This is a genomic window from Priestia sp. GS2, from assembly GCF_036409025.1.
GTDB lineage: Bacteria > Bacillota > Bacilli > Bacillales > Bacillaceae_H > Priestia > Priestia aryabhattai_A.
This window is the reverse complement of sequence record NZ_JAZGJX010000001.1, coordinates 1,045,197-1,064,659: the sequence shown is the minus strand read 5'-3', so window position 1 is coordinate 1,064,659 and position 19,463 is coordinate 1,045,197. Positions and strand designations below refer to the sequence as shown.

The 19,463-nt window shown below is 36.1% G+C and carries 24 protein-coding genes; 5 read left to right on the top strand and 19 right to left on the bottom strand.

Features of this window, described 5'->3' with window-relative positions; genetic code table 11:
* A complete protein-coding gene (locus V2145_RS05470) occupies positions 1-1,809 on the top strand; it encodes an acyltransferase family protein (protein ID WP_311857286.1) in 1,809 nt (602 codons plus the stop codon).
* 70 nt (positions 1,810-1,879) lie between these two features.
* Here the strand turns inward: V2145_RS05470 and V2145_RS05465 are convergent, their stop codons facing one another.
* Together V2145_RS05465 and V2145_RS05460 are read right to left on the bottom strand one after the other, a co-directional pair.
* Complete coding sequence (locus V2145_RS05465; RefSeq protein ID WP_131888044.1) at positions 1,880-2,587, bottom strand: TerC family protein; 708 nt, start codon at positions 2,585-2,587, stop codon at positions 1,880-1,882.
* Positions 2,588-2,743: 156 nt separating this feature from the next.
* On the bottom strand, positions 2,744-3,295 hold the full coding sequence (locus V2145_RS05460) for a hypothetical protein (protein ID WP_094912101.1): 552 nt from the start codon (positions 3,293-3,295) through the stop codon (positions 2,744-2,746).
* Between the two features lie 118 nt (positions 3,296-3,413).
* Between V2145_RS05460 and V2145_RS05455 the strand changes: the two genes are divergently transcribed.
* Positions 3,414-4,013 (top strand): TetR/AcrR family transcriptional regulator, encoded by a 600-nt coding sequence (locus tag V2145_RS05455; protein WP_210610339.1) that lies wholly within the window; start codon positions 3,414-3,416, stop codon positions 4,011-4,013.
* On the opposite strand, the gene V2145_RS05450 is transcribed toward V2145_RS05455, so the two are convergent.
* The gene (locus tag V2145_RS05450) at positions 4,010-4,615 is read right to left on the bottom strand and encodes a poly-gamma-glutamate hydrolase family protein (protein ID WP_330987383.1); all 606 of its coding nucleotides are present in this window, start codon (positions 4,613-4,615) and stop codon (positions 4,010-4,012) included. The genes V2145_RS05455 and V2145_RS05450 overlap by 4 nt on opposite strands.
* Before the next feature lie 199 nt (positions 4,616-4,814).
* On the opposite strand from V2145_RS05450, the gene V2145_RS05445 reads away from it, so the two are divergent.
* Together V2145_RS05445 and V2145_RS05440 are read left to right on the top strand one after the other, a co-directional pair.
* On the top strand, positions 4,815-5,444 hold the full coding sequence (locus tag V2145_RS05445; RefSeq protein ID WP_094912098.1) for a TVP38/TMEM64 family protein: 630 nt from the start codon (positions 4,815-4,817) through the stop codon (positions 5,442-5,444).
* A gap of 109 nt (positions 5,445-5,553) precedes the next feature.
* On the top strand, positions 5,554-6,999 hold the full coding sequence (locus V2145_RS05440) for an MDR family MFS transporter (RefSeq protein WP_094912097.1): 1,446 nt from the start codon (positions 5,554-5,556) through the stop codon (positions 6,997-6,999).
* A 159-nt stretch (positions 7,000-7,158) separates the two neighbouring features.
* On the opposite strand, the gene V2145_RS05435 is transcribed toward V2145_RS05440, so the two are convergent.
* From V2145_RS05435 to V2145_RS05410, 6 genes are all read right to left on the bottom strand, one after another.
* Positions 7,159-7,659 carry a GNAT family N-acetyltransferase gene (locus V2145_RS05435; RefSeq protein WP_311857277.1) on the bottom strand — a complete coding sequence of 167 codons (501 nt, stop codon included), beginning with the start codon at positions 7,657-7,659 and terminating at the stop codon, positions 7,159-7,161.
* Positions 7,634-8,023 carry a hypothetical protein gene (locus V2145_RS05430; protein WP_094912095.1) on the bottom strand — a complete coding sequence of 130 codons (390 nt, stop codon included), beginning with the start codon at positions 8,021-8,023 and terminating at the stop codon, positions 7,634-7,636. Before V2145_RS05430 ends, V2145_RS05435 begins: the two co-directional genes overlap by 26 nt.
* Positions 8,020-8,325: an antibiotic biosynthesis monooxygenase family protein gene (locus V2145_RS05425; RefSeq protein WP_094912094.1), complete on the bottom strand. Its 306-nt coding sequence runs from the start codon at positions 8,323-8,325 to the stop codon at positions 8,020-8,022. The genes V2145_RS05430 and V2145_RS05425 overlap by 4 nt, the downstream gene beginning before the upstream one ends.
* A 134-nt stretch (positions 8,326-8,459) precedes the next feature.
* On the bottom strand, positions 8,460-8,879 hold the full coding sequence (locus tag V2145_RS05420; RefSeq protein WP_094912093.1) for an organic hydroperoxide resistance protein: 420 nt from the start codon (positions 8,877-8,879) through the stop codon (positions 8,460-8,462).
* A 99-nt stretch (positions 8,880-8,978) separates the two neighbouring features.
* A complete protein-coding gene (locus V2145_RS05415; RefSeq protein WP_094912092.1) occupies positions 8,979-9,281 on the bottom strand; it encodes a DUF2325 domain-containing protein in 303 nt (100 codons plus the stop codon).
* A 198-nt stretch (positions 9,282-9,479) separates the two neighbouring features.
* A complete protein-coding gene (locus V2145_RS05410) occupies positions 9,480-10,955 on the bottom strand; it encodes a glycoside hydrolase family 32 protein (protein ID WP_330987382.1) in 1,476 nt (491 codons plus the stop codon).
* A 334-nt stretch (positions 10,956-11,289) separates the two neighbouring features.
* Between V2145_RS05410 and V2145_RS05405 the strand changes: the two genes are divergently transcribed.
* The gene (locus V2145_RS05405) at positions 11,290-11,754 is read left to right on the top strand and encodes a YtxH domain-containing protein (protein ID WP_131888050.1); all 465 of its coding nucleotides are present in this window, start codon (positions 11,290-11,292) and stop codon (positions 11,752-11,754) included.
* Positions 11,755-11,794: 40 nt separating this feature from the next.
* Here V2145_RS05405 and V2145_RS05400 read toward each other — a convergent pair whose 3' ends face one another.
* From V2145_RS05400 to V2145_RS05355, 10 genes are all read right to left on the bottom strand, one after another.
* Positions 11,795-11,944, bottom strand: a complete 150-nt coding sequence (locus V2145_RS05400; RefSeq protein ID WP_165932582.1) for a hypothetical protein — start codon at positions 11,942-11,944, stop codon at positions 11,795-11,797.
* Between the two features lie 117 nt (positions 11,945-12,061).
* Positions 12,062-12,556: a PCYCGC motif-containing (lipo)protein gene (locus V2145_RS05395; protein WP_094912089.1), complete on the bottom strand. Its 495-nt coding sequence runs from the start codon at positions 12,554-12,556 to the stop codon at positions 12,062-12,064.
* Between the two features lie 182 nt (positions 12,557-12,738).
* Entirely contained in the window at positions 12,739-12,867 is a 129-nt protein-coding gene (locus V2145_RS05390) for a hypothetical protein (protein WP_256993372.1), read from the bottom strand.
* 214 nt (positions 12,868-13,081) lie between these two features.
* Positions 13,082-13,474, bottom strand: coding sequence for a DoxX family protein (locus V2145_RS05385; protein WP_094912088.1), 393 nt, complete (start codon positions 13,472-13,474; stop codon positions 13,082-13,084).
* A gap of 137 nt (positions 13,475-13,611) precedes the next feature.
* A complete protein-coding gene (locus V2145_RS05380) occupies positions 13,612-15,039 on the bottom strand; it encodes a glycosyltransferase family 2 protein (RefSeq protein WP_131888051.1) in 1,428 nt (475 codons plus the stop codon).
* A gap of 15 nt (positions 15,040-15,054) precedes the next feature.
* Positions 15,055-16,281 (bottom strand): nucleotide sugar dehydrogenase, encoded by a 1,227-nt coding sequence (locus tag V2145_RS05375; protein ID WP_131888052.1) that lies wholly within the window; start codon positions 16,279-16,281, stop codon positions 15,055-15,057.
* Positions 16,271-17,860: a glycosyltransferase family 2 protein gene (locus tag V2145_RS05370; RefSeq protein WP_286175448.1), complete on the bottom strand. Its 1,590-nt coding sequence runs from the start codon at positions 17,858-17,860 to the stop codon at positions 16,271-16,273. The genes V2145_RS05375 and V2145_RS05370 overlap by 11 nt, the downstream gene beginning before the upstream one ends.
* On the bottom strand, positions 17,802-18,002 hold the full coding sequence (locus tag V2145_RS05365) for a hypothetical protein (protein WP_094912084.1): 201 nt from the start codon (positions 18,000-18,002) through the stop codon (positions 17,802-17,804). Before V2145_RS05365 ends, V2145_RS05370 begins: the two co-directional genes overlap by 59 nt.
* A 17-nt stretch (positions 18,003-18,019) precedes the next feature.
* On the bottom strand, positions 18,020-18,367 hold the full coding sequence (locus V2145_RS05360) for a DUF2642 domain-containing protein (RefSeq protein WP_094912083.1): 348 nt from the start codon (positions 18,365-18,367) through the stop codon (positions 18,020-18,022).
* A 221-nt stretch (positions 18,368-18,588) separates the two neighbouring features.
* Positions 18,589-19,257 (bottom strand): C40 family peptidase, encoded by a 669-nt coding sequence (locus tag V2145_RS05355; RefSeq protein ID WP_094912082.1) that lies wholly within the window; start codon positions 19,255-19,257, stop codon positions 18,589-18,591.
* Between the last annotated feature and the right edge of the window lie 206 nt (positions 19,258-19,463).

Here is a 19,463-nt window from a genome sequence, read left to right as displayed (position 1 = left end):
ATGGCTAACACTCAGCTACAGCATCGATACGTTCATGGGTTAGATGGACTTCGAGCGCTAGCTGTTTTATTTGTATTTGCATATCATTATGGCTTTAGTTGGGCAAGCGGTGGCTTCTTAGGCGTGTCCATTTTCTTTGTTTTATCTGGATACTTAATTACATCTATTTTATTAAAACAATATGAAGAGCACCAAAAGCTGCTCCTTTCTTCGTTTTTCACAAGCCGAATAAGAAGGCTTTTTCCTGCAGCTTTTTTCATGGTTGTATGCGTAGTTGCTTGGACCGTTTTGTTCAAGCCATCTCTTTTATCTACCTTACAAGGGGATGCCATAGCGGGATTACTCTATGTAAGCAACTGGTGGTTTATTTTTCAAGATGTTTCATATTTTGATAGCTTTCAATCGCCTTCTCCAATAAAGAATTTATGGTCACTGGCAATTGAAGAACAATTTTATATTATATGGCCACTTTTATTACTAATTGGACTACGTTTTATAAAGAAGAAAAAGACTATTCTTATAGTGATAAGCTGTGGAGCAATAGTATCTGCATTATTAATGGGAGCTTTATATAAACCAGGTATGGATCCTAGTCGTGTATATTACGGCACAGATACAAGATCATTCGAATTGCTAATTGGTTGTTGCTTAGCATTCGTGTGGCCACTCTATCGCTTATCTTCTAAAAATGTCCCAAACACAGGAAAGTTTATTTTAAATGTTACGGGCCTTACAAGCTTACTGTTAGTGTTTCTATGCACTTCATTACTAACTGAATTTGCCCCGTCAATGTATCGCGGAGGTATGCTTTTAGTTAGTTTAAATGCTGCTGTCCTCGTCGCAACGATTTCACATCCTAGCAGCATAACTGGCAAACTGTTATCTTTTAAGCCGTTACGGTGGGTTGGTACACGGTCGTATGGCATTTATTTATGGCACTATCCTATCATTATATTAACAACGCCTGCTACTGAATTTGGGCAGTTCAATTATGTACATATCAGCTTACAGGTTATAGCAACATGTCTTATTGCGGAAGTTTCTTATCGAATGATTGAGCAACCTATACGAAAAGGAGGTTTTAAAACCTTCTTTGGGCAAGCACTGCCAACATTTAAATCACCGGCTACCTTTCGTTCTCATCTGAAAGTCGCTGTACCTATCGTATTTGCTATGGCCTTCTTATTATTTGTGCTTGGTGTTACCGGGATTTTAGAACCTAAAAAAACAGAAAGCAAACAACCTGCAGCTATTCATATTAAAACTGCAGCAAATCCAGTATCCAAAGATCATCATCTGAAACAAAAAGAATTACCAACAAATGAACCTCACTATACTCAAGTTCTCTCAATTGGTGATTCAGTTATGCTAAACTTAGCCGATCCACTGCAAGAAACTTATCCTAATATTGTAATTGATGGCAAAGTTGGTCGACAGCTGTCAGAAGCTTTAAACGTCGCAAAGAAGTATACTCAATATAATGAACCTTCTAGTGCAGTGATTATTCAACTTGGTACAAATGGTTACTTTACAGAAGAACAGCTAGATGAACTACTTAAACAGTTCGCAAAAGCAGATGTATACCTGGTCAACACACGGGTGCCACGACAATGGGAAACAGAAGTAAATGAGAAATTAGAAAATGCAGCAAAAGAATATAAAAACGTGGTGCTTGTTGATTGGCATACTTTAGGAACCAAACATCCAGAATATTTTACAAAAGATGGCGTTCATCTGCTTCCAGAAGGTGCCCAGCAATTAACAAAGCTCATCTATAAAGCTATGCTAAAAAGTCCACATCTCTCATAAAGCTATAATTCAAACCACGAAAAAAGAGGTGCTAAATGCACCTCTTTTTGTTTCAATTATAAGCTTGCTTCTACTTAGAAAAAGATTGAGTCTTCTCAATGGTTTCTTCTACAGGTTGCTTCTGCATTTTACTTTGCTTCATTTTACCTGCACCAATTACAGCAGCAATGACTAGTACTTCAAAACCATACTTAACAAAACCATTTTCAAAATACGGTTGTAAGAACGGCTCACCAACAATCATTTTAGAAGCAGTCCAAGCTAGTACTGCCGCTCCAATTGTAATAATAATTGGAAATCTTTCTACCCATTTTAAAATTAACGTACTTCCCCACATCACAATAGGAACTGAAATTAACAACCCAAGTACTACTAGTAAAAAGCTTCCATGAGCTGCACCCGCAACTGCCAATACGTTATCCAGTCCCATTAACGCATCTGCAATAATAATTGTACGAATTGCAGCCCACATGCTATCTCCAGCCTTTACATCATGGTCTTGATCTTCAACCAAAAGCTTGTACGCAATAATAGTTAACAAGATTCCTCCAACCAAAAGCAAACCGGGAATTTCTAGTAACCAAACAACTGCTAATGTTGCAAGCATACGAATGACGATTGCTCCAATTGTTCCCCAAATGATTACTTTTTTCTGCTGATGTTTAGGCAGTTTTCTCGCTGCTAAACCAATTACAATTGCGTTGTCGCCAGCTAAAACTAAATCAATAATAATAATAGCAAGAAGCGCTGACAAAAACTCTGCACTTAAAATGTCCATTCTCTTTCTCCTTTATCTATCATTTCTTTAACGTTTTCTATTATAAAGGATAGAAGCGTAAATAAGTTGAAAAATTTTCAGATAAATGAAAGACAATTCTATTATCCTACTTTTATAAAAAAAAGAATGCTCATCTACAAATGAGCACTCTACAGCTTACTGTTTAATTGTTGCTTTCATCTTGCGTGGCCAGATAAAGTAACTCATTGTAATACAAAAATCGATGGCTAACACAAGAGTCCATATTTGGAGTATACCACTTAAAGCCTCAGTTTGCTGTGCGTTATTCAAAAGGTTAATGATTACAACTAAAAGACCAGCTCCAATTGCGTATGCTATTAAGTGTTGAAACCATCCCTTTAATCCATGTTTAGCATGTTCGAGCCCAAATCGCCTAATTGGCTTTGCTCCTTGCTTTGTCACATAATATAAAAAACGTTCATCTGCCCATTTAATCATGCTCTTTCCAAATGCCAAAGATACCCCAATATAAATAGCTGCAATACCGTGAGCAGTCGTTGCCTTCGCACCATTATATAAATCAATCCCTGTAATAAGCAATAAAATTAAGTCAATAAATGGCGTTAACGCTAAAAAGAAAAAACCCAGTTTTTCCTTTTTAGCTATATACCGTGTTGTTAACCCTAACAGAATGACTATCCAAAAAGCAATTTCGCACCCTACAATCATCCAAGCAATAAAATTCAAGCTCCCACCCCTTTTCTAATACAATTGTATTATTTAAATGTATTTTAGCACTTCTTTTTTAGTAATACAACTGTATTATAAAATTGCAACCTGCCTTTTTTATTGCTACAATAAAGTCATGCCAAAATTAGTTGATCACCAAAAACGAAAAGAACAAATTGCCAAAGCAACATGGCGAGTTATTTTAAAGCAAGGTATGGAAGGCACTACTGTTCGAAACATTGCAAAGGAAGCAAAATTATCACTAGGTTCCTTACGTCATTATTTCTCTTCTCAAGATGACCTGTTAACTTATGCCATGGAACTGGTTAAGGAACAAGCTGAACGGCGAATTATTTCAATTGCTTCACAGGACCTTCCCCCTCAAGAAAAAGTGTTAAAGATGCTGTTAGAGATTGTTCCAACTAATGATGAAAAAATGGCTGAAATGGAGGTTTGGCTTACTTTTACAGCACATCATAAATATAAAAATCAAGGGCCAATTGACGATGGAATCTTCTCAGGTATAAAAAAAATAATGCTTTACTTAAAAAATGAAAACATATTAAAAGAACAAATAAACACGGACCTAGAATCAGAAAAGCTTTATGCCTTAATCGATGGGCTAGCACTGCATGCGATGTTCGATCGTAAGCGCGTAAACAGCGAAAGAGTGGAGGCTGTTATTCGTGATTACTTGCATGGCATTTGCTCAAAACAAGAAAACGATACACCTTAAGGTGTATCGTTTTCTAGAAATGCCGATTGAATAGCCGCTACGTAGCGATAAAAAGAACTTGTATACTGATTTTTTGTTAGAAAGAAGTTTGCTCTTTCTTCATAGCTAATTTCAAGCTGTACGCCTTTTTTTTGCCTTCCTTTATTTACAACATTGTGCCTATGTGTACCTGATAATAAATGATCTTGATTAACGATTTCAGCACTAAATCCTGCTTTTTTTAACGCGTTATATACTTGCTGCTTTCTCTCTTCATCTAACCCACCGATTAGCGTATGCTTCTTCTTTTTCTCCTTGTATCCATGAATACTAAGAACATATTGAGCTTTTTTCAACATAAATAATACAGTGGGCTCATCAAAACGAGAAGATGAGATATGCAGCTTGCGATTTTGAGCACTTTTCATTCCTTCAAATAGATAATAGCTGTTTTGTTTCTCTGCAATAGCAATAGCCACTTCTGATGTTCCTTGTTCAATCCTTCCACCATGAATAGCTAGCACTAGCAGTTCAGACGAAGTCGCTTGTGTTCTAATTCGATAATCTCTTTCAGCTTTCTCAAATCGTGATAGCTCAGCAAAATGTTTATATGTATCCTTCATATTTATCTCCTAATTGTTTTCTTACCTGTTATCCTATCACACCTTTTCTTTACCTTGTTCTTTTGCCTTTAATGTTTCTTATATAGTAAATTAATGTTCATTTTCAAAGAGCTGAGATATAATAAAAGCCTATTTACTATTTGTTAACTTAACTGATGAAAAAAGGTGATTTCACATTAAAACGTGGATAAAAGCAAGCTTGCTCTTTCTATTTGCTATTGTATTAATCGTTTTTATTATTAACACTGATCTGTTTTACTCAATTCGCACTGGCGATATGGATAACATCACAGCATTTTTGCAAGAAAATTTGCTGACAACACTATTGTTTACACTAATTGCTATGTTTGTTCAAAATGCATTTACATTGATTCCCCTTGTACTAATCATTGCAGTTAATATTAATTTACTAGGGTTAGGACTTGGATTGGTATGGAGCTGGTTTACAAGTATACTAGCAGCTGCCTGTGTGTTTTTACTTGTTCGCTATGTTTTTCAAGATGCACTATTAAAAAAAGTAAAGCCTTCTTTACTTGAAAAGATTGAAAGAAACGGAACGAGTTACGTTTTTCAAGTGCGAGTCTTTCCCTTTATTCCAACCAGCCTTATTAACTTTGTATCAGCTATTAGTTCCATTCACTTTCGCCAGTTTTTATGGGGAACAGCATCCGGAAACCTTATTTACTTCGCCATCTTGTCTTTTTTATCTGCAGGATTATTATCGGACATGATTAATGAATATGTCATTGCAGCTATTGTCCTTTTTACTGTTGTATTTTACTATGTAGGAAAATTCATTTACAAACGTAAGCAATCTCTTGCAAAATAACCAAGCACACCAAGTGCTTGGTTATTTTTTAATAGCTTTATTGTTTAATAACATTAAATAAGGTATACTGTAAAAGTTTGGAGTTATTTAAGAAAGGAAGGCTGCTTCTATGAAAAAACAAATTATGATTGCACTCATGCTTGTTACGTCACTAGCAGCGATGGAAGGTACTATCGTTAGTACTGCTACGCCTAGGATTACAAGTGATCTATCAGGCATTGAGTTAGTAAGTTGGGTCTATGCAATTTATATGTTAGCAACAGCTGTGTCGACGCCCATTTATGGAAAGCTTGCTGACTTGTTGGGACGCAAACGCGTGTTACTCGTTGGCATCGTTATCTTTTTAATTGGATCAATGCTATGTGGAATGGCAATAAACATGACGCAACTCATTGTCTTTCGTGCTATTCAAGGCTTAGGAGCTGGAGCTGTTATGCCCATTACAATGACTATCATTGGCGACTTAAATAAAGAAGCTCAGGCTCGCGTAAAAGCACAAGGTTGGATTAGCGCTGTGTGGGGTGTTTCAGGCGTCATTGGCCCTTTATTAGGTGGATTTTTGGTGGATACGCTATCGTGGCGCTACATCTTCTTTTTAAACGTTCCGTTTGGCCTTTTATCCTTGTTTATGATTGTAAAATATTACAAAGAACAAATTCAGAAAGAAAAAAGACATATTGATTATCCGGGTGCTGTTACTTTTTCATTAGGGGTTATCGCTTTACTTTATGCGCTTTTAACAGGAAGCCAGACGCAGCAGTGGACCGACAATTTACTTATCGGTTTGTTTAGCAGCTCGTTTGTGCTTTTTATTCTTTTCATTTGGATTCAGAAACAATCTCCTGAACCACTTGTACCCCTAAACCTGTTTTCGAACTCCACCATTACAACTGTTAACTTTTTAACACTATTCATGGGTGGTATTTTAATCAGCATAACAGTATACCTTCCTTTATTTACGCAAGGTATCCTTGGAAAAAGTGCTACAGCTGCTGGCTTTATGCTAATGCCAATGCCCGTTTGCTGGACGATTGGATCTATTTTTTCTGGTCAGCTCGTTTCAAAGTTAAAACCTACATATGTTATTACGCTTGGAACGATTTTTTTATTAATTGCAGCATCCTCTTTATTTTCATTAACACAGGAAGCATCTGATTGGTTCATTTATGCTTCAATTGGAATTCTTGGACTTGGTATGGGGATTATTACGCCTGTACTCATGCTGATTATTCAAGGTTCTGTACCACAACACAAACGTGGAACAGCTATTTCTTTAAATACCTTTACAAATACGTTTAGTCAGACTCTAGGAGCTGCCGTTTTTGGTACTTTGTTTAATCTTCAAGTGAATGCAAACGGCGGTAATAGCTCAATGATTAATTCATCTTTTGAACACCAAAAGATAGCTCCAAGTTCGTTAGCGTCCATTCAGGAGCATCTCTTTTCGGGTATCCATACGGTATTTACTTGCATCATGATTCTTGCATTTCTTTCCGTTGTAATCGGGTTTGTCTTAATCAAAAAAGTTGGACAAAAAGAGCTGTCCCAGTCTTAATTTGCAAAATTTATACAGTTATACTACTATTATTTCTATCCAGATAAAACAAGCCGCATTATACATTAATGCGGCTTGTTTTATCTTTGACTATATAAATTAGCAATTCGCTACTTAGCATTCTAAAGCTTATTTTCGTTTATAAAAAAGGAAGCAGCTTTATCTTAACGATAAAGCCATATGCTCTTCATCCCAATACTGTCCTTTATGCTTTAGTGCATTTCGTTCAACTGCATAGGTCACAAATCCAAGCGATTCATAAAGTGCGATTGCTTCTTTGTTCGTCGAAACAACGGTGAGCTGCAGCTGTTCAAGCCCTAATTCTTTTGCTTTATCTAACGCAACTTGCACAAGCCCTTTAGCAAGTCCATTTCCTCGTACACCTTTTTCTACATACATTGCCAACAGGTTACCTTTATGACGAATCTTCAAAGGTTGCTCTGCTTGAAGGGTAATCATTCCGACAAGCCGCTCATCTTGAAATGAACCGAATGTGTAAAAATGCTCTTTTGCTAGTTTCTCTCCCATTTCTTCTTCTAATTGAGGAGTGCTAACTTCTTCAGCATAAGTTTTTAGAAAGGCCGTCGGACTTTCCAAAAGCGATTCAAGCCTTAGTTTAACATAGTGACCTGCATCATTTCTCGTCAGTAATCGAATCATTTTTCTCCGCTCCTCGTAACACTTCATTCGCCGCTTGTAAATAAGAGAGATACGATTTAGCTGGTTCATCAACATCTCCAGCTAGTTCTAAGAGAGTTTCTTCAATTAGGATAAAATTATCAATGATATGCTTCGTTTTCATGCCTCTACTCGTTAACAAACTATTCAACCATAAAGCATAATCACTAAACACTGTTTCATTCTGAAGCAAGTATGACGTATGTAAGTATTTCATATGATAATGATTGTCTTCCGTGCACTTTTGCTTCCCTCGTTCGCCAAATTTTTGTAAAAGTGACGGCTCTTGCTCATAAATTTTTTCCGTTACCTTTTCTACAATTTCATTTATAGGAAGGCTTTTCATGTAGCCACAACCTTATACTGACGTATACTCGGAATGGTAGCAGCTAATTCTTGATCTGGATATTTTTTTTCAAGCTCATGAATTTCTTTAAACTCTTTGCTTCGCACCCATGTTAAATAAAAATCTTTCGTTTCAAATGTAAGCTGTACCGTCAGCTCTCCCAGACGCTTATCATTTTGTAACAGTTGAAAGTCCACAAAGCCAGGTGCTTGGTCAACTTTCCTTGAGCGCTTTTTATAAATATTAATCACTTCTTCTGCTTTTTCATCAGGTACATCAAATGTTGAAAACACGGTATACATTATTTCCCCTCCAATTTATTTAACTCTTATTCTTCAGTCTACTATACAAGTTTTCTAATGTATACGTATCGATTTCCCTACACCGCAATGCAAAAAGAGCTCTGATGAGAATATTGTCATCAGAGCTTACTTAATTAAACCACGTCAATTTTCACATCAACGTTACCACTAATTGCTTTTGAATATGGACAATAAGAATGTGCCATTTCTACATACTTCTTGGCATTGTCTAAATCTAATCCTTCAACATGGACCGTTAAGTCAACTTCTAATTTAACTCCTTGATCTTTAGCATCTGTTCCAAGACGAACCGTAGCGGTTACCTTGCTGCTTTCAATTTCAACGCTGTGTCTTTTCAACATAAACTCTAAAGCACTGTTAAAACATGTGCTATAGCCAGCCGCAAACAATTGCTCTGGATTTGTTTCAGTTGTTGCATTACCTCCTAGTGATGATGGTGCAGCAACTTCTAAGTTGAAAATATTATCTGGAGAATGCACTTCACCACTTCTTCCTCCGGTATTAATAACTGTTGTTTCATACAATGTTTTCATTGATTCATTTCTCCTTTTTGATTTTTGTTAATTTAATTGTACACAATTAAATTAACAAAAACAAGTTTAAAATAAAAAAAGAGCTAAGAATTTAAATTCTTAGCTTTGAGAAACAGCGTATAAAGGCATTTTCTTCACTTCCTCTTGAATAGCCCACCAAGACCGCTTAGCATAATAAACAGGTATTTTTCTTTCTTGTGCTTGTCGTTTTATTGCCAAAGATAAGTTATGGTTAATGTAATTGGTTAAAATTAAAATAGCATCTATCTTTTTTGGAATAGAAATTTTAGTCATGTTTGCCTTTCTTCCGTTACAATGGAAAACATGATCAAATCCGCTTTTTTTTAACTTTTCAATTAACCCTTCAATATTATCTCCTCCAACGACTAACAGTGATTTCATATGTATCATCTCCTTTTTTATAAAAAAAGGCTCTTACATCAGCACGTTTGTGCTACTAATGTAAGAACCTCTGGTTATCCAGTCTGGTACCTTCTTTACAGTATGTATTCAAACATTAAACTAATTATTCCAATGTGTCAAGTTGGTTTTATTCCAAACTAAAAGGCCAAGAACAATTCCTGACCTTTCTTTTTAGCTCTAAATTCCTCTTGATAAACCATAGTAGGCAATTTGATAATTTGCTTCGCCTTTTGCAAATACCGTAACTGCAGACTTTGAGTCTTTTTGTGGAAATACGCGTGAAGTAAATACTGTTTTTCCTCCGTTAATATACACTTCTAAAATGCTTTTATCAACGAAAATGCGAACATCTATAGAAGAAGTTGGCAACCATTTTTCCGTTCTTATAACCCCGTAATCCGTAGCGTATTGATGCTTAAAACGAGAACGATCTACTCGCACTTCCTCTTTTTCACGATCAAAAACAAGCATTAGCGTCTCTTCTTTGCTGTTAAAAAGCTGTAAGCCTACTTGAGAAGCATTAATATTTGTGAAGCTCATATCTATTTCATAGGCATTGTTCGTAGCTTCATCAATAATAACTTCTTCATCTGTTAAACGACCGCGAAAATGAACCGCATCGTCCCTTAGTTTTGTTAACTCCGAGACAGGCTTTTGAATTAATTCTGTTCCTTCCAACGAAAGCTCACGAGGAAGGGATAAAGCATGAGCCCAACCATATTGATCAGATGGATATTCAACGTCTGGATTTCCAATCCAGGAAAACATTAAACGCCTTCCTGTTTCATCTTCAAACGTTTGAGGAGCATAAAAGTCAAAACCTTTGTCGATTTCACGATAGTATTCCATATCAAACGTTAGCTCATCTAGGTTAAATGTGCCTACGGCATAAATAACATTATAGATATTATGGAAATTATGACCTTCTGCTTGAATGCCTTGAGGTGAAAAGACAAAAACGTCTTTGCCATCTAATTTAAAGTAATCGGGACACTCCCACATATAGCCAAAATTAGGTAATTTTGTTTTCACTTCACCTTTAAATTGCCAATCAAGCGCATCAGTTGATTCGTATACAATTAACGTTCCCGTTTCGTTTTCACGCTGCGCTCCTAAAAGCATGTAGTACATGTCGTTTTCTTTCCATACCTTTGGATCGCGAACATGACCAGTGTAACCATTTGGAACGCCTTCCACTGCAGGATTCTGACTATACTTTTCTACTGTCCCGTCTTCATGCAAGATAGCAATGCATTGATTTGCTGTACGAGATCCATCTTCATACTTTACATTTCCCGTATAGTAAAGCAACCCTTTTCCCTCTTTTACAATAGCACCTCCAGAGTACGCTCCATGTGACTCATACTTTTCGGTTGGAGTAATAGCTACAGGAAGTCTTTCCCAATTCACTAAATCTTTTGACTTTACATGACCCCAATGCTTCATGCCGTGAATTGCTCCATAAGGATACCACTGGTAAAAGACATGATATTCTCCATTAAGTTGAATTAAACCATTTGGGTCATTCATTAAGCCATATTCAGGATAGATATGATAAATAGGTTGCCAGCTATCCTGCTTCGCTTTGTTTTTTAATTCTTCAAGTTCGCCGGGTCCGGCTTCTAGAACCGTTCGATATTTTGATGTAGACATATGTATAAATCCCTCCAACACATTCAACAAACATTTTATTTCACACTCTATCATATAAAACTTTCTTTTAAAAATCCAACAGATCCAAAACGAATCTTGTCGTTTTATTGTGTCGTATTTTAAAGACAAGTTTTTTTACAATTTTCATGTCAAAAAAGAAGGGTTCTTGGAAGGATAGTTGAATATTATATAACAATCAAAATTCATCAACCTGTACGAGCATCCGACGGCAAGCGGCAGATTTTTTCAACTAACGCAATATGTTTTACAGGAAGTATTCAACAAAATGGTAGGTCCTTCATATGATTACATATTATAAGAGGAGGTATATGTCATGAAAGAAGAAAACGTAAAACAAGTTGTAAACAGAGGTAGTAAAGAGCTTTTAGTAGGTACTATTGTAGGGAGCGTTGTGGGGGTTGCAACTGCGCTGTTAGTAGCTCCGAAATCTGGAAAAGAGCTCCGCGCTAGCATTCAAGATCAAGCTAATCAAGCATTAGCAAAAACTGGGCAAGTAAAAGAAAGCGTCTATGCAAAAGGACAAGACTTAAAACAACGTACTGCACGCATCTCACAAGTTGTATCAGAACAGTCTGTTCAAGTTGTAAACAAAGTAAAATCACTTCGTCCATCGACTGAAGAACTTGAAGCCGCTGCGACTACTGAACGTACAGATATCGAGGAAGAAACGCATGAAGAAGTCCCTACATTAGAAGCAGATAGTCAAGTAAAACAAGAGCTTGAGAACATCGAAACTGAAGTGCATGAATTAGAACAATCGGTTGAAGAAGTGAAATAAAAAAAACGCTGTGTGGATTCTCACTTTCCATACAGCGTTTTTACGTTGTAAGCATACTAAACATCACCCATAATACAAAAAACACAAGCAATAATGAACTGATTAAGATGACTCTACCTAACAAATTGTAAGTTTTCCATTCATCAGACAACTTTTGATTTTTAGATTCCTTTACTAACATAGACTTCATTTCCTCTCCTTCCTAAATTGAGTTTTCTAATTATTCTAATTATAACACATTTTATTTTTAGGTGAAAATAAAATGCCTGGAAGGAATTTTATACTTATCATTCCATTCCAGGCATTACTATATCTCAGGAGTTGGAGTAGGTTTTCCATATCCTTTTTTATATTTCTCATCAATATCTTTTCGAATTTGCTTTATACTTTTACCTTGGCTGTATTCAATTACTGACTGCGCAGCAATGTCTAGACATATCCCACACCTTGTTGCGTGATCATCCCATACAACAGCTCCACTTGTCTTGTTTTCATAAATAAAACAATCGTAACTGCTTGTGTGACCTGCTGTATCACCACATCCGCAGTAACAAGGAATCTTTTCAAGAAGCTCCTTGTGTTTACCAACTGAGCGATATACAACTTTCATATTTTCGTCTTTATCATTTAAAAACGTTGGTAAAATTTCATTACTCTTTGTTTCTTCGCGAATGTCCGCTATCGTTTCAGTTTCATGATGTGAATGAGATGCATGGTCACTAATGCTCTTCTCTTTTCCACATCCCGTAAGTACCATACTTGTACTAACAACCCCTAAAATTATCCATCTCCCATACTTCATCATTTTCCCCCTGTCATACCTTGTACAATTCTCATGGAAACTTATTTATTACTAGTATACATCATATGAACCGCTCGTTTCCTCCTACTATATGTATTCATTTATTTTAAAATCAGAAGAGATAAGCAATAAAAAAAGCATGTAGAAATTATATCTACATGCTTTCGCTTATAGTTGAATGGTTAGTTTTGTTTCCAAGATTGTACTAAGTCTACAACAGCAGATACAACTTCAATTCCTTGAAAAGCAAATATACCTGCAGCAGCCATTGAGAAAAACCCTACTACAACATCTTTGAGAATGATTGGCATATGAACATCTCCTTTTCTACTTTGAAATATACGCTATTCATCCCGCTTAAGCTCCTGCTTTTCTCTATACCCTTTTTTTAAAAAGGTTATTCCTACATTCTACTCTTTTTTTAAGAATTTTCAATACCATTTAACGATAAAAATATTACCATTTCAAAACGAAAACGATTAACTTTTTCTTATAGTAAAAAGCACAGCGTTAAACTGTGCTTCTTTACGAATAGCTTTCTTCTTTCTTCAAAAGATGATCTAAAGATAATGTTCCACTTCCTGCAAAGACAAGATGTAAAGACATAGCTAGCAGTGCAATATCTAACTCATATCCACCTAAGAATGGAGCTCCTAGCTTCGCTGTAAAAATAGCTCCTAGCATAACGAAAACAAACAGCGCTGCAACAATTCGTGTACCTAGTCCGACGATAACAGCAACTCCACCAATTAATTCAATAACTGCTACTACATATGCTATAAAACCAGGAATACCAAGGCTGTCAAAAAAACCTACAGTTCCCTCAATTCCACCTTGGAACTTACTTAGACCATGAATAAAAAATGTTAAACCTAATACAATCCGTATAAAAAATGTACCAATTGCATAACCCTTCATGCTATTCCCTCCTTTTATGTATTCTCTATCACTATTGTAGTAGCAATATATATAATTACAAGTTATTTTTATATTATAATTATGTAACAAAAAATAAACCCCTTACATTTTGTTAGTAAGTAGGTTTATTCTCACTATCAACTTAAATAAAAAGCTCTCATATATTCCTTAATAATAAGCTCCGCTGTTGGGCTAATGAAATTGGTTGGAAGCTGATCATGAAATCGAAAACGATTCTGTTTATTTACGTTAACATCATGAACAGAAGCTATGCTTAATTGGTTTTGAAAGCATTTTAACATCGCCATAGGAGGACTAGCGAGAACATCAGTACCAATCTTATTTACCGTTTGTTTACTAAGTGCATGGGGAACTGCGGTTAAGGAGCTCATCCATAAATCTCCTCTATCGTTTATTTCATTCAATAGAAATTTCCAAGCCTGCACACTATGAGATAAGCTCTTTTCATCTTCACTTTTATTTAAAGCTACATCTAGGCCGTCTGCTATCGCTCTTGCAAATGGATATAAATCATAGGCTTTAATACTAAAGTCTCCATCTACAAATAAAAGGATATCTCCCTTTGAAACCTCAGCACCTATCGCTCTACCCACATCATGTCCTAACGCATTCTTATAAACAATTGTGTGTGCTCCCATACTTTTAGCAATTCGCTCTGATTCATCCGTAGAGCCGTTAACTATAACTATAACCTCAAGAGGTTCAAGCTTTCGAACCTCTTTGATCACTTCTTGTAGCGTTTTGGCTTCATTCTTTACTGGTATGACAACTGATAGCTGTTTTCCTTTATAAAAAGAGGAAAGTTTGCCCCACCCTTTGCTCATTTTTTCATATGGCTGATAATCGTTTTTTCCGTTGATCCCTTTTGAAACATTATTCGTTTTAGCTATATATTCGTCCAAAAGCATCTTATATCTTTCTTTATATTCAGCTCGTTTGTTTTCATAAGCACCAGGAACAAACTTTCCTTCTCCAAAAGTAGTAATGGAAAGGTGATGACTTATTCGAAACGAATTAGTGTGCAATTCAATAAATAAAGCAAGAGGGTCTGTGTAAACTCCAGAAGATAATTGACTATATACTTCCTTCGAAAATGCATAGGGAGGAGAAAGGTACGCATTGGCATAATGAGGTTTATCATACATATCGTGCAGAACTCTGCTCCACATGACTTCAAATCTTCCAAAATCATGCTGAAATGCTTTATCCCATTTGTTTAAAACCACATCACAGTGACTAAATAAAAGTGGTTGAACAAATTGTTTTATTTGTTTCTCTGAGATGATGTAGTCGCTATCCAAATATAAAAAGACATCTCCCTTACACATGCGAGTCATTTTCATTCGCAATTCATGTGCTGTTTCTTCACCATTCTCTATTTTTACAACACAGCTTTCTTCTTTTGCAATTAAAACCGATGCATCGGTTGACTGATTGGCTACGATAAGAACTTCATAAGGGTTTAAGCAGTGAGTACTGCGAATCACTTGTCTAATTGTTGCTTCATCATTTTGAACAATTAAAATGACCGAAAGCTTCTTCACATTACACCCTCCTTTTTAACGCCTTAATACTCCTCTTGTGTCTACTATTTTCAAAGCAGTTTTCACAAGTGACCAATCAATGTTTTGATGGTCCGTTAAGATTAAGACTACATCCGCTTGTTGTACGGCTTGTTTAGTAAGCTCTACAGACTGAATATTGCTACCATTTAGCGTAAAAGAGTCGATATATGGATCATGATATGATAGCTTATATCCTCTTGCAATTAGCTCGTTGCATATCGGCAATGCTGGTGACTCCCGTACGTCGTTTACATCTCGTTTATACGCAATGCCAATGACTAAAATATTTTTTTCATTTTTATCAAGTTGCTTTTCAACAAGTCTCACCACATGCTCAGTCATTTGTTCATTAATTTCATGAGCTGCTTGAATGAGCTCACTCTTTAAACCAACCTGTTTTAGCTTCCATACAAAGTAAAGCGGGTCTACGGGAATACAGTGCCCACCAATACCAGGCCCCGGATAATACGGAGTAAATCCAAATGGTTTCGTTGCTGCTGCTTCAAGTACTTCATAAAAATCAATGTTCAGCTGTTCACATAATACATTCGTTTCGTTCACAAGAGAAATATTAACTAATCGCTGAATATTCTCAAACAGTTTACACATTTCAGCCACGTTTGGTGACGAAACAGGAACCACTTTTTGAAAGACGCTACCATAAAATTCACTAACTTTTTGTAAGCATTTTTCCGTATATCCACTAATCACTTTAGGAATTTGTTCAATGTGATAATGCGCATTTGCCGGGTCTACTCTTTCAGGAGAATAAGCGAGATAAAAGTCGGTTCCTACTTGTAAGTTTGATTTTAAAAGAATTGGTAATACAACTTCTTCTAACGTACCTGGATAAGTTGAGCTCTCATAGATTGCCGTTTGCCCTGCAATCATTTCTTTTTGCAAAAATTCCGAAGCGCTAATCATTGCCGTTAAATCCGGCTCATGCTGATCATTAATTGGTGTTGGAACTGTCACAATTACATATTCACACTGTTTAAACTCTTCAATTCCGCTTTGTAAAAATTGAGCTTTAAAATTTTTTTCTCTTTTAATTTCCTCATTTGATACATCTGGAATATAGCTTTTTCCTTGCTGAAGTAGGTTAACTTTGCTACGGTCAACATCAAGACCTATAACATTAAATCCTTTTTTAGCAAATAATAAAGCTAAAGGTAATCCCACATACCCAAGTCCTAATACCGCTACTTTTTTAGTTTTCATCGCGCATCACCTCAGACAAAATGTCATGTCTTCTTGTATCTTTTAAAAAGAGACCTCTTTCCGTTGTTTCATTCAGTAGATAAGCAATTGCTTCAATATGATCTCCTAAGATTCTTTCCGTTGATTGAGGCAATCCTATTGTCTTTAAATGCTCTTTTCGAATGCGGTTGGTACGCGCTACGTCTACAAAGTGAATTGGTTTGACTGAAAAGCCTGCTAACAAACTTTTCAAATGAAATAAAGGAGGAATGATGAGCGAGTCATATCCGACTTTCTCCATTACTTCTCTTTTTATTGCATGGGGAATTGCTGTTGTTGTGTTAATAGTTAAATCTGGTCGCTTGCTGATAGCGTTTAAAAAATACTTTGCTGCACTAACAGAATGTAAAGGGTGCACTTGGTCTAATAAGCACTCTAAATTATTGAGCGCAACGTCAACCCCGTTTTCAGCTGCACGGATGAAAGGTTGAAGGTTTTCGGCAGAAATAACGATGTCTCCGTCAATAAACAAACAAATATCACCTGAACTGTACATTGCGCCAATTGCTCTTGGAACATTATGTCCAAGCCTATTTGGGTAAACAAGTACCGTTGCACCTGCTTCGCGTGCTCTTGAAATCGTTATTTCATCAGATCCGTTTGCTACTACAATAATCTCTTCAATTCCTGCTTTTTGTACTTCCTGAATGACAAGGTGAATTGTTTCCCTTTCTTCTCCTACCGGAATGATTGCACTTGTTTTACATCTCTCTCTTTTAAGAAGCGTAGGTGTATATTCTGATACAATCTGACGGTTACGATTTCCATCCGTAAGTCCTCCCCTTACTCCTTTTTGATAAATTAAGTGAGAAAAAGCCTTTAGATGATCAGCTAAAATTGACTCCGTAGAAAAGGGAAATGGAGAGTTAGGAACTAGGGTTTTATGGGTATTACGAATTCGGTTGGTATAAATCACATCTGTGGAACAAGGGTATACAACAGACATTCCTTTTAAGATAGCAATTGTCTGCATTAAAGGGGGATGAGCTAAATTTTCAAAGCCAATTTTTTCAGCTGATGAGCGCTTTATAGCATGTGGAATTGCAGTAACGGCTTGAACCGTTAAATCTGGTCTTTTTAAGCTTAAATTAAGCATATATTTTGAGACAGCCACTACGTGAGGACGAATTTTCCGCTTCATTGTCCATTCTAAGTCATTCAGCGCAAGGTCATGGCCATCTTTAATAGCTTGCACATACTGGTTTAGCTCTTCAAAAGGTACAACAATATCTCCATCTAGAAATAAAAGGATATCTCCCTTTGCTTTTTTTGCGCCAATTGCTCGACCAATGTTAATCCCAAGTTTCTCTTGGTACGTTAGTACTTTACATCCTTCTTGCTTTGCAATTAAAACTGTATTATCAGTAGCTCCATTTACAACAACAATAATTTCAAAAGGTGCTATTTTTTTTATTTCCTGGACGACACTTTGCAATGACTCCTCTTCATTACATGCTGGAATGATAACCGATACTTTCACTTTATTCATCTCCGCTAATAATACGAACATATGTGATAGATGTAAAAGGTATTGTAACATCAGTAGGCTCTCCATATGAGCTTGATGTACGAACAACAATTGAAGCTTCAAATACTGCAATTAATGTACCGCTAATAATATCGACTGGGGTGATAATTTGCACAAATGAACCAATGCTTGCTCTTAATGCTTCTTGAAACATGTTTTTCCCTCCTCTCTTTAAGCTTTTTGAATTGTAATAATACTAGTAAATGGTAATAAAACACTGGAAGTAGCACTTTCGGTTAACCTTAAATAGTCATCGCCTACTTCAGTAACCGTACCTTGCAAAGGTCCCGCAACTGTTGAAATGACAACCTCTTCATTTAAATATTGAAGTGCAATTTCCTTAAAAGGTGAAACATCTGCTTCTCTTATCAGCTGAATAAAGTAGTCTCGAAACCGCTGAGAATAAACAACCTCTTCTACTGCTTTTTTTGTACTGTTTTCGATAAAAGTACCAAATCTTTTTGAAAATAACAGTCTCTTAATTTTCTTTTTGAGACGATAATAGCTATAACACCACATATTTTTTCCTCCTTGTTAGTTATGAAATCATTTGAATTTTACTAGAACACTCAAACGATTACTTTACCAATATATACAAGCTGTAAGGAGGAAGTGATAGAACTTTTTTCACATTTTTCAATAAATATGCGCTTGTCTTGGATTCTAAGAAAGAAAGGATGAACAATGGTTTAACTTTTAAAAAACAAAAAAACAGTAGAAGTCTCTACTGTTTTCTCAACCTATTTTACTCTTTTAGCACCTAAATAACGTTCACTCCAATAGCTCGAGTTTTTATCACTGATTGTTACACCTTTTGAAGTAGATGTATGAATAAACTGATCATTACCTAAATAAATCCCTGCATGAGAAGGTCCTTCCTTATACGTTTCAAAATAAACAATATCTCCTACGGAAGGTTCCTTCACACTTTCACCTGCTGCATATATGTCTGCCACTGTGCGCGGGATTTCTACACCTACACTTTCCTTATATACATATTGTAAAAAACCACTGCAATCGAAGCCAGAAGGTGTTGTACCTGCCCATTTATAAGGTGTTCCAATAAGAGATTTGGCTTTACTAATAACCGCAGACTCATCCAAGCTAGACGTTCCTTCTTCAACTCCCGTTGTTTCTAGTTCTTGATGTGTCTTTGGTCCAACAATTCCATCAGCGTTTAAATTATGGTCTTGTTGAAAAGCTTGAACTGCTACTTTTGTTTCGTAATTAAAGTATGTAGAAACCTCACCCTTTAAATATCCTTCCTGCTTTAAAATATCTTTTACTTCATATACGCTTTCATTTTTCATCCCTTGCTTTAATAGCTCGTCGCTTGAAGCAGCTTGTCCAATGACTGGTGTAGACAATACGGCTCCTCCCATTAACATAGACGCAACCAATTTTTTCATTATACACACTCCTTCACCTATTTTCCCCACTACTATCGATCAAAGTGGTCACTGTATCACCTTATCATGTACGCATCACAGTCAGATAAATGGAACATAACAATTCCATGACAGCACATCACATTTTCATGACATTTTTAAAAATAACGCTCAAGCTTTTCAACAAGTAAACCGAAATACATAGTAAGGGTCCATGACCGTTATAT

Excerpts from the sequence above, each read along its gene's own strand:
- V2145_RS05455 (WP_210610339.1), top strand. The coding sequence starts at position 3,414 with ATGCCAAAATTAGTTGATCACCAAAAACGAAAAGAACAAATTGCCAAA.
- V2145_RS05370 (WP_286175448.1), bottom strand. The coding sequence starts at position 17,860 with ATGTTACAATACCTTTTACATCTATCACATATGTTCGTATTATTAGCG.
- V2145_RS05405 (WP_131888050.1), top strand. The coding sequence starts at position 11,290 with ATGAAAGAAGAAAACGTAAAACAAGTTGTAAACAGAGGTAGTAAAGAG.
- V2145_RS05435 (WP_311857277.1), bottom strand. The coding sequence starts at position 7,659 with ATGATTCGATTACTGACGAGAAATGATGCAGGTCACTATGTTAAACTA.
- V2145_RS05385 (WP_094912088.1), bottom strand. The coding sequence starts at position 13,474 with ATGAAGGGTTATGCAATTGGTACATTTTTTATACGGATTGTATTAGGT.
- V2145_RS05410 (WP_330987382.1), bottom strand. The coding sequence starts at position 10,955 with ATGTCTACATCAAAATATCGAACGGTTCTAGAAGCCGGACCCGGCGAA.
- V2145_RS05420 (WP_094912093.1), bottom strand. The coding sequence starts at position 8,879 with ATGAAAACATTGTATGAAACAACAGTTATTAATACCGGAGGAAGAAGT.
- V2145_RS05360 (WP_094912083.1), bottom strand. The coding sequence starts at position 18,367 with ATGTGGTGTTATAGCTATTATCGTCTCAAAAAGAAAATTAAGAGACTG.
- V2145_RS05365 (WP_094912084.1), bottom strand. The coding sequence starts at position 18,002 with ATGTTTCAAGAAGCATTAAGAGCAAGCATTGGTTCATTTGTGCAAATT.
- V2145_RS05355 (WP_094912082.1), bottom strand. The coding sequence starts at position 19,257 with ATGAAAAAATTGGTTGCGTCTATGTTAATGGGAGGAGCCGTATTGTCT.
- V2145_RS05430 (WP_094912095.1), bottom strand. The coding sequence starts at position 8,023 with ATGAAAAGCCTTCCTATAAATGAAATTGTAGAAAAGGTAACGGAAAAA.
- V2145_RS05440 (WP_094912097.1), top strand. The coding sequence starts at position 5,554 with ATGAAAAAACAAATTATGATTGCACTCATGCTTGTTACGTCACTAGCA.
- V2145_RS05395 (WP_094912089.1), bottom strand. The coding sequence starts at position 12,556 with ATGAAGTATGGGAGATGGATAATTTTAGGGGTTGTTAGTACAAGTATG.
- V2145_RS05415 (WP_094912092.1), bottom strand. The coding sequence starts at position 9,281 with ATGAAATCACTGTTAGTCGTTGGAGGAGATAATATTGAAGGGTTAATT.
- V2145_RS05390 (WP_256993372.1), bottom strand. The coding sequence starts at position 12,867 with ATGCCAATCATTCTCAAAGATGTTGTAGTAGGGTTTTTCTCAATGGCT.
- V2145_RS05425 (WP_094912094.1), bottom strand. The coding sequence starts at position 8,325 with ATGTATACCGTGTTTTCAACATTTGATGTACCTGATGAAAAAGCAGAA.
- V2145_RS05465 (WP_131888044.1), bottom strand. The coding sequence starts at position 2,587 with ATGGACATTTTAAGTGCAGAGTTTTTGTCAGCGCTTCTTGCTATTATT.
- V2145_RS05375 (WP_131888052.1), bottom strand. The coding sequence starts at position 16,281 with ATGAAAACTAAAAAAGTAGCGGTATTAGGACTTGGGTATGTGGGATTA.
- V2145_RS05470 (WP_311857286.1), top strand. The coding sequence starts at position 1 with ATGGCTAACACTCAGCTACAGCATCGATACGTTCATGGGTTAGATGGA.
- V2145_RS05400 (WP_165932582.1), bottom strand. The coding sequence starts at position 11,944 with ATGAAGTCTATGTTAGTAAAGGAATCTAAAAATCAAAAGTTGTCTGAT.
- V2145_RS05450 (WP_330987383.1), bottom strand. The coding sequence starts at position 4,615 with ATGAAGGATACATATAAACATTTTGCTGAGCTATCACGATTTGAGAAA.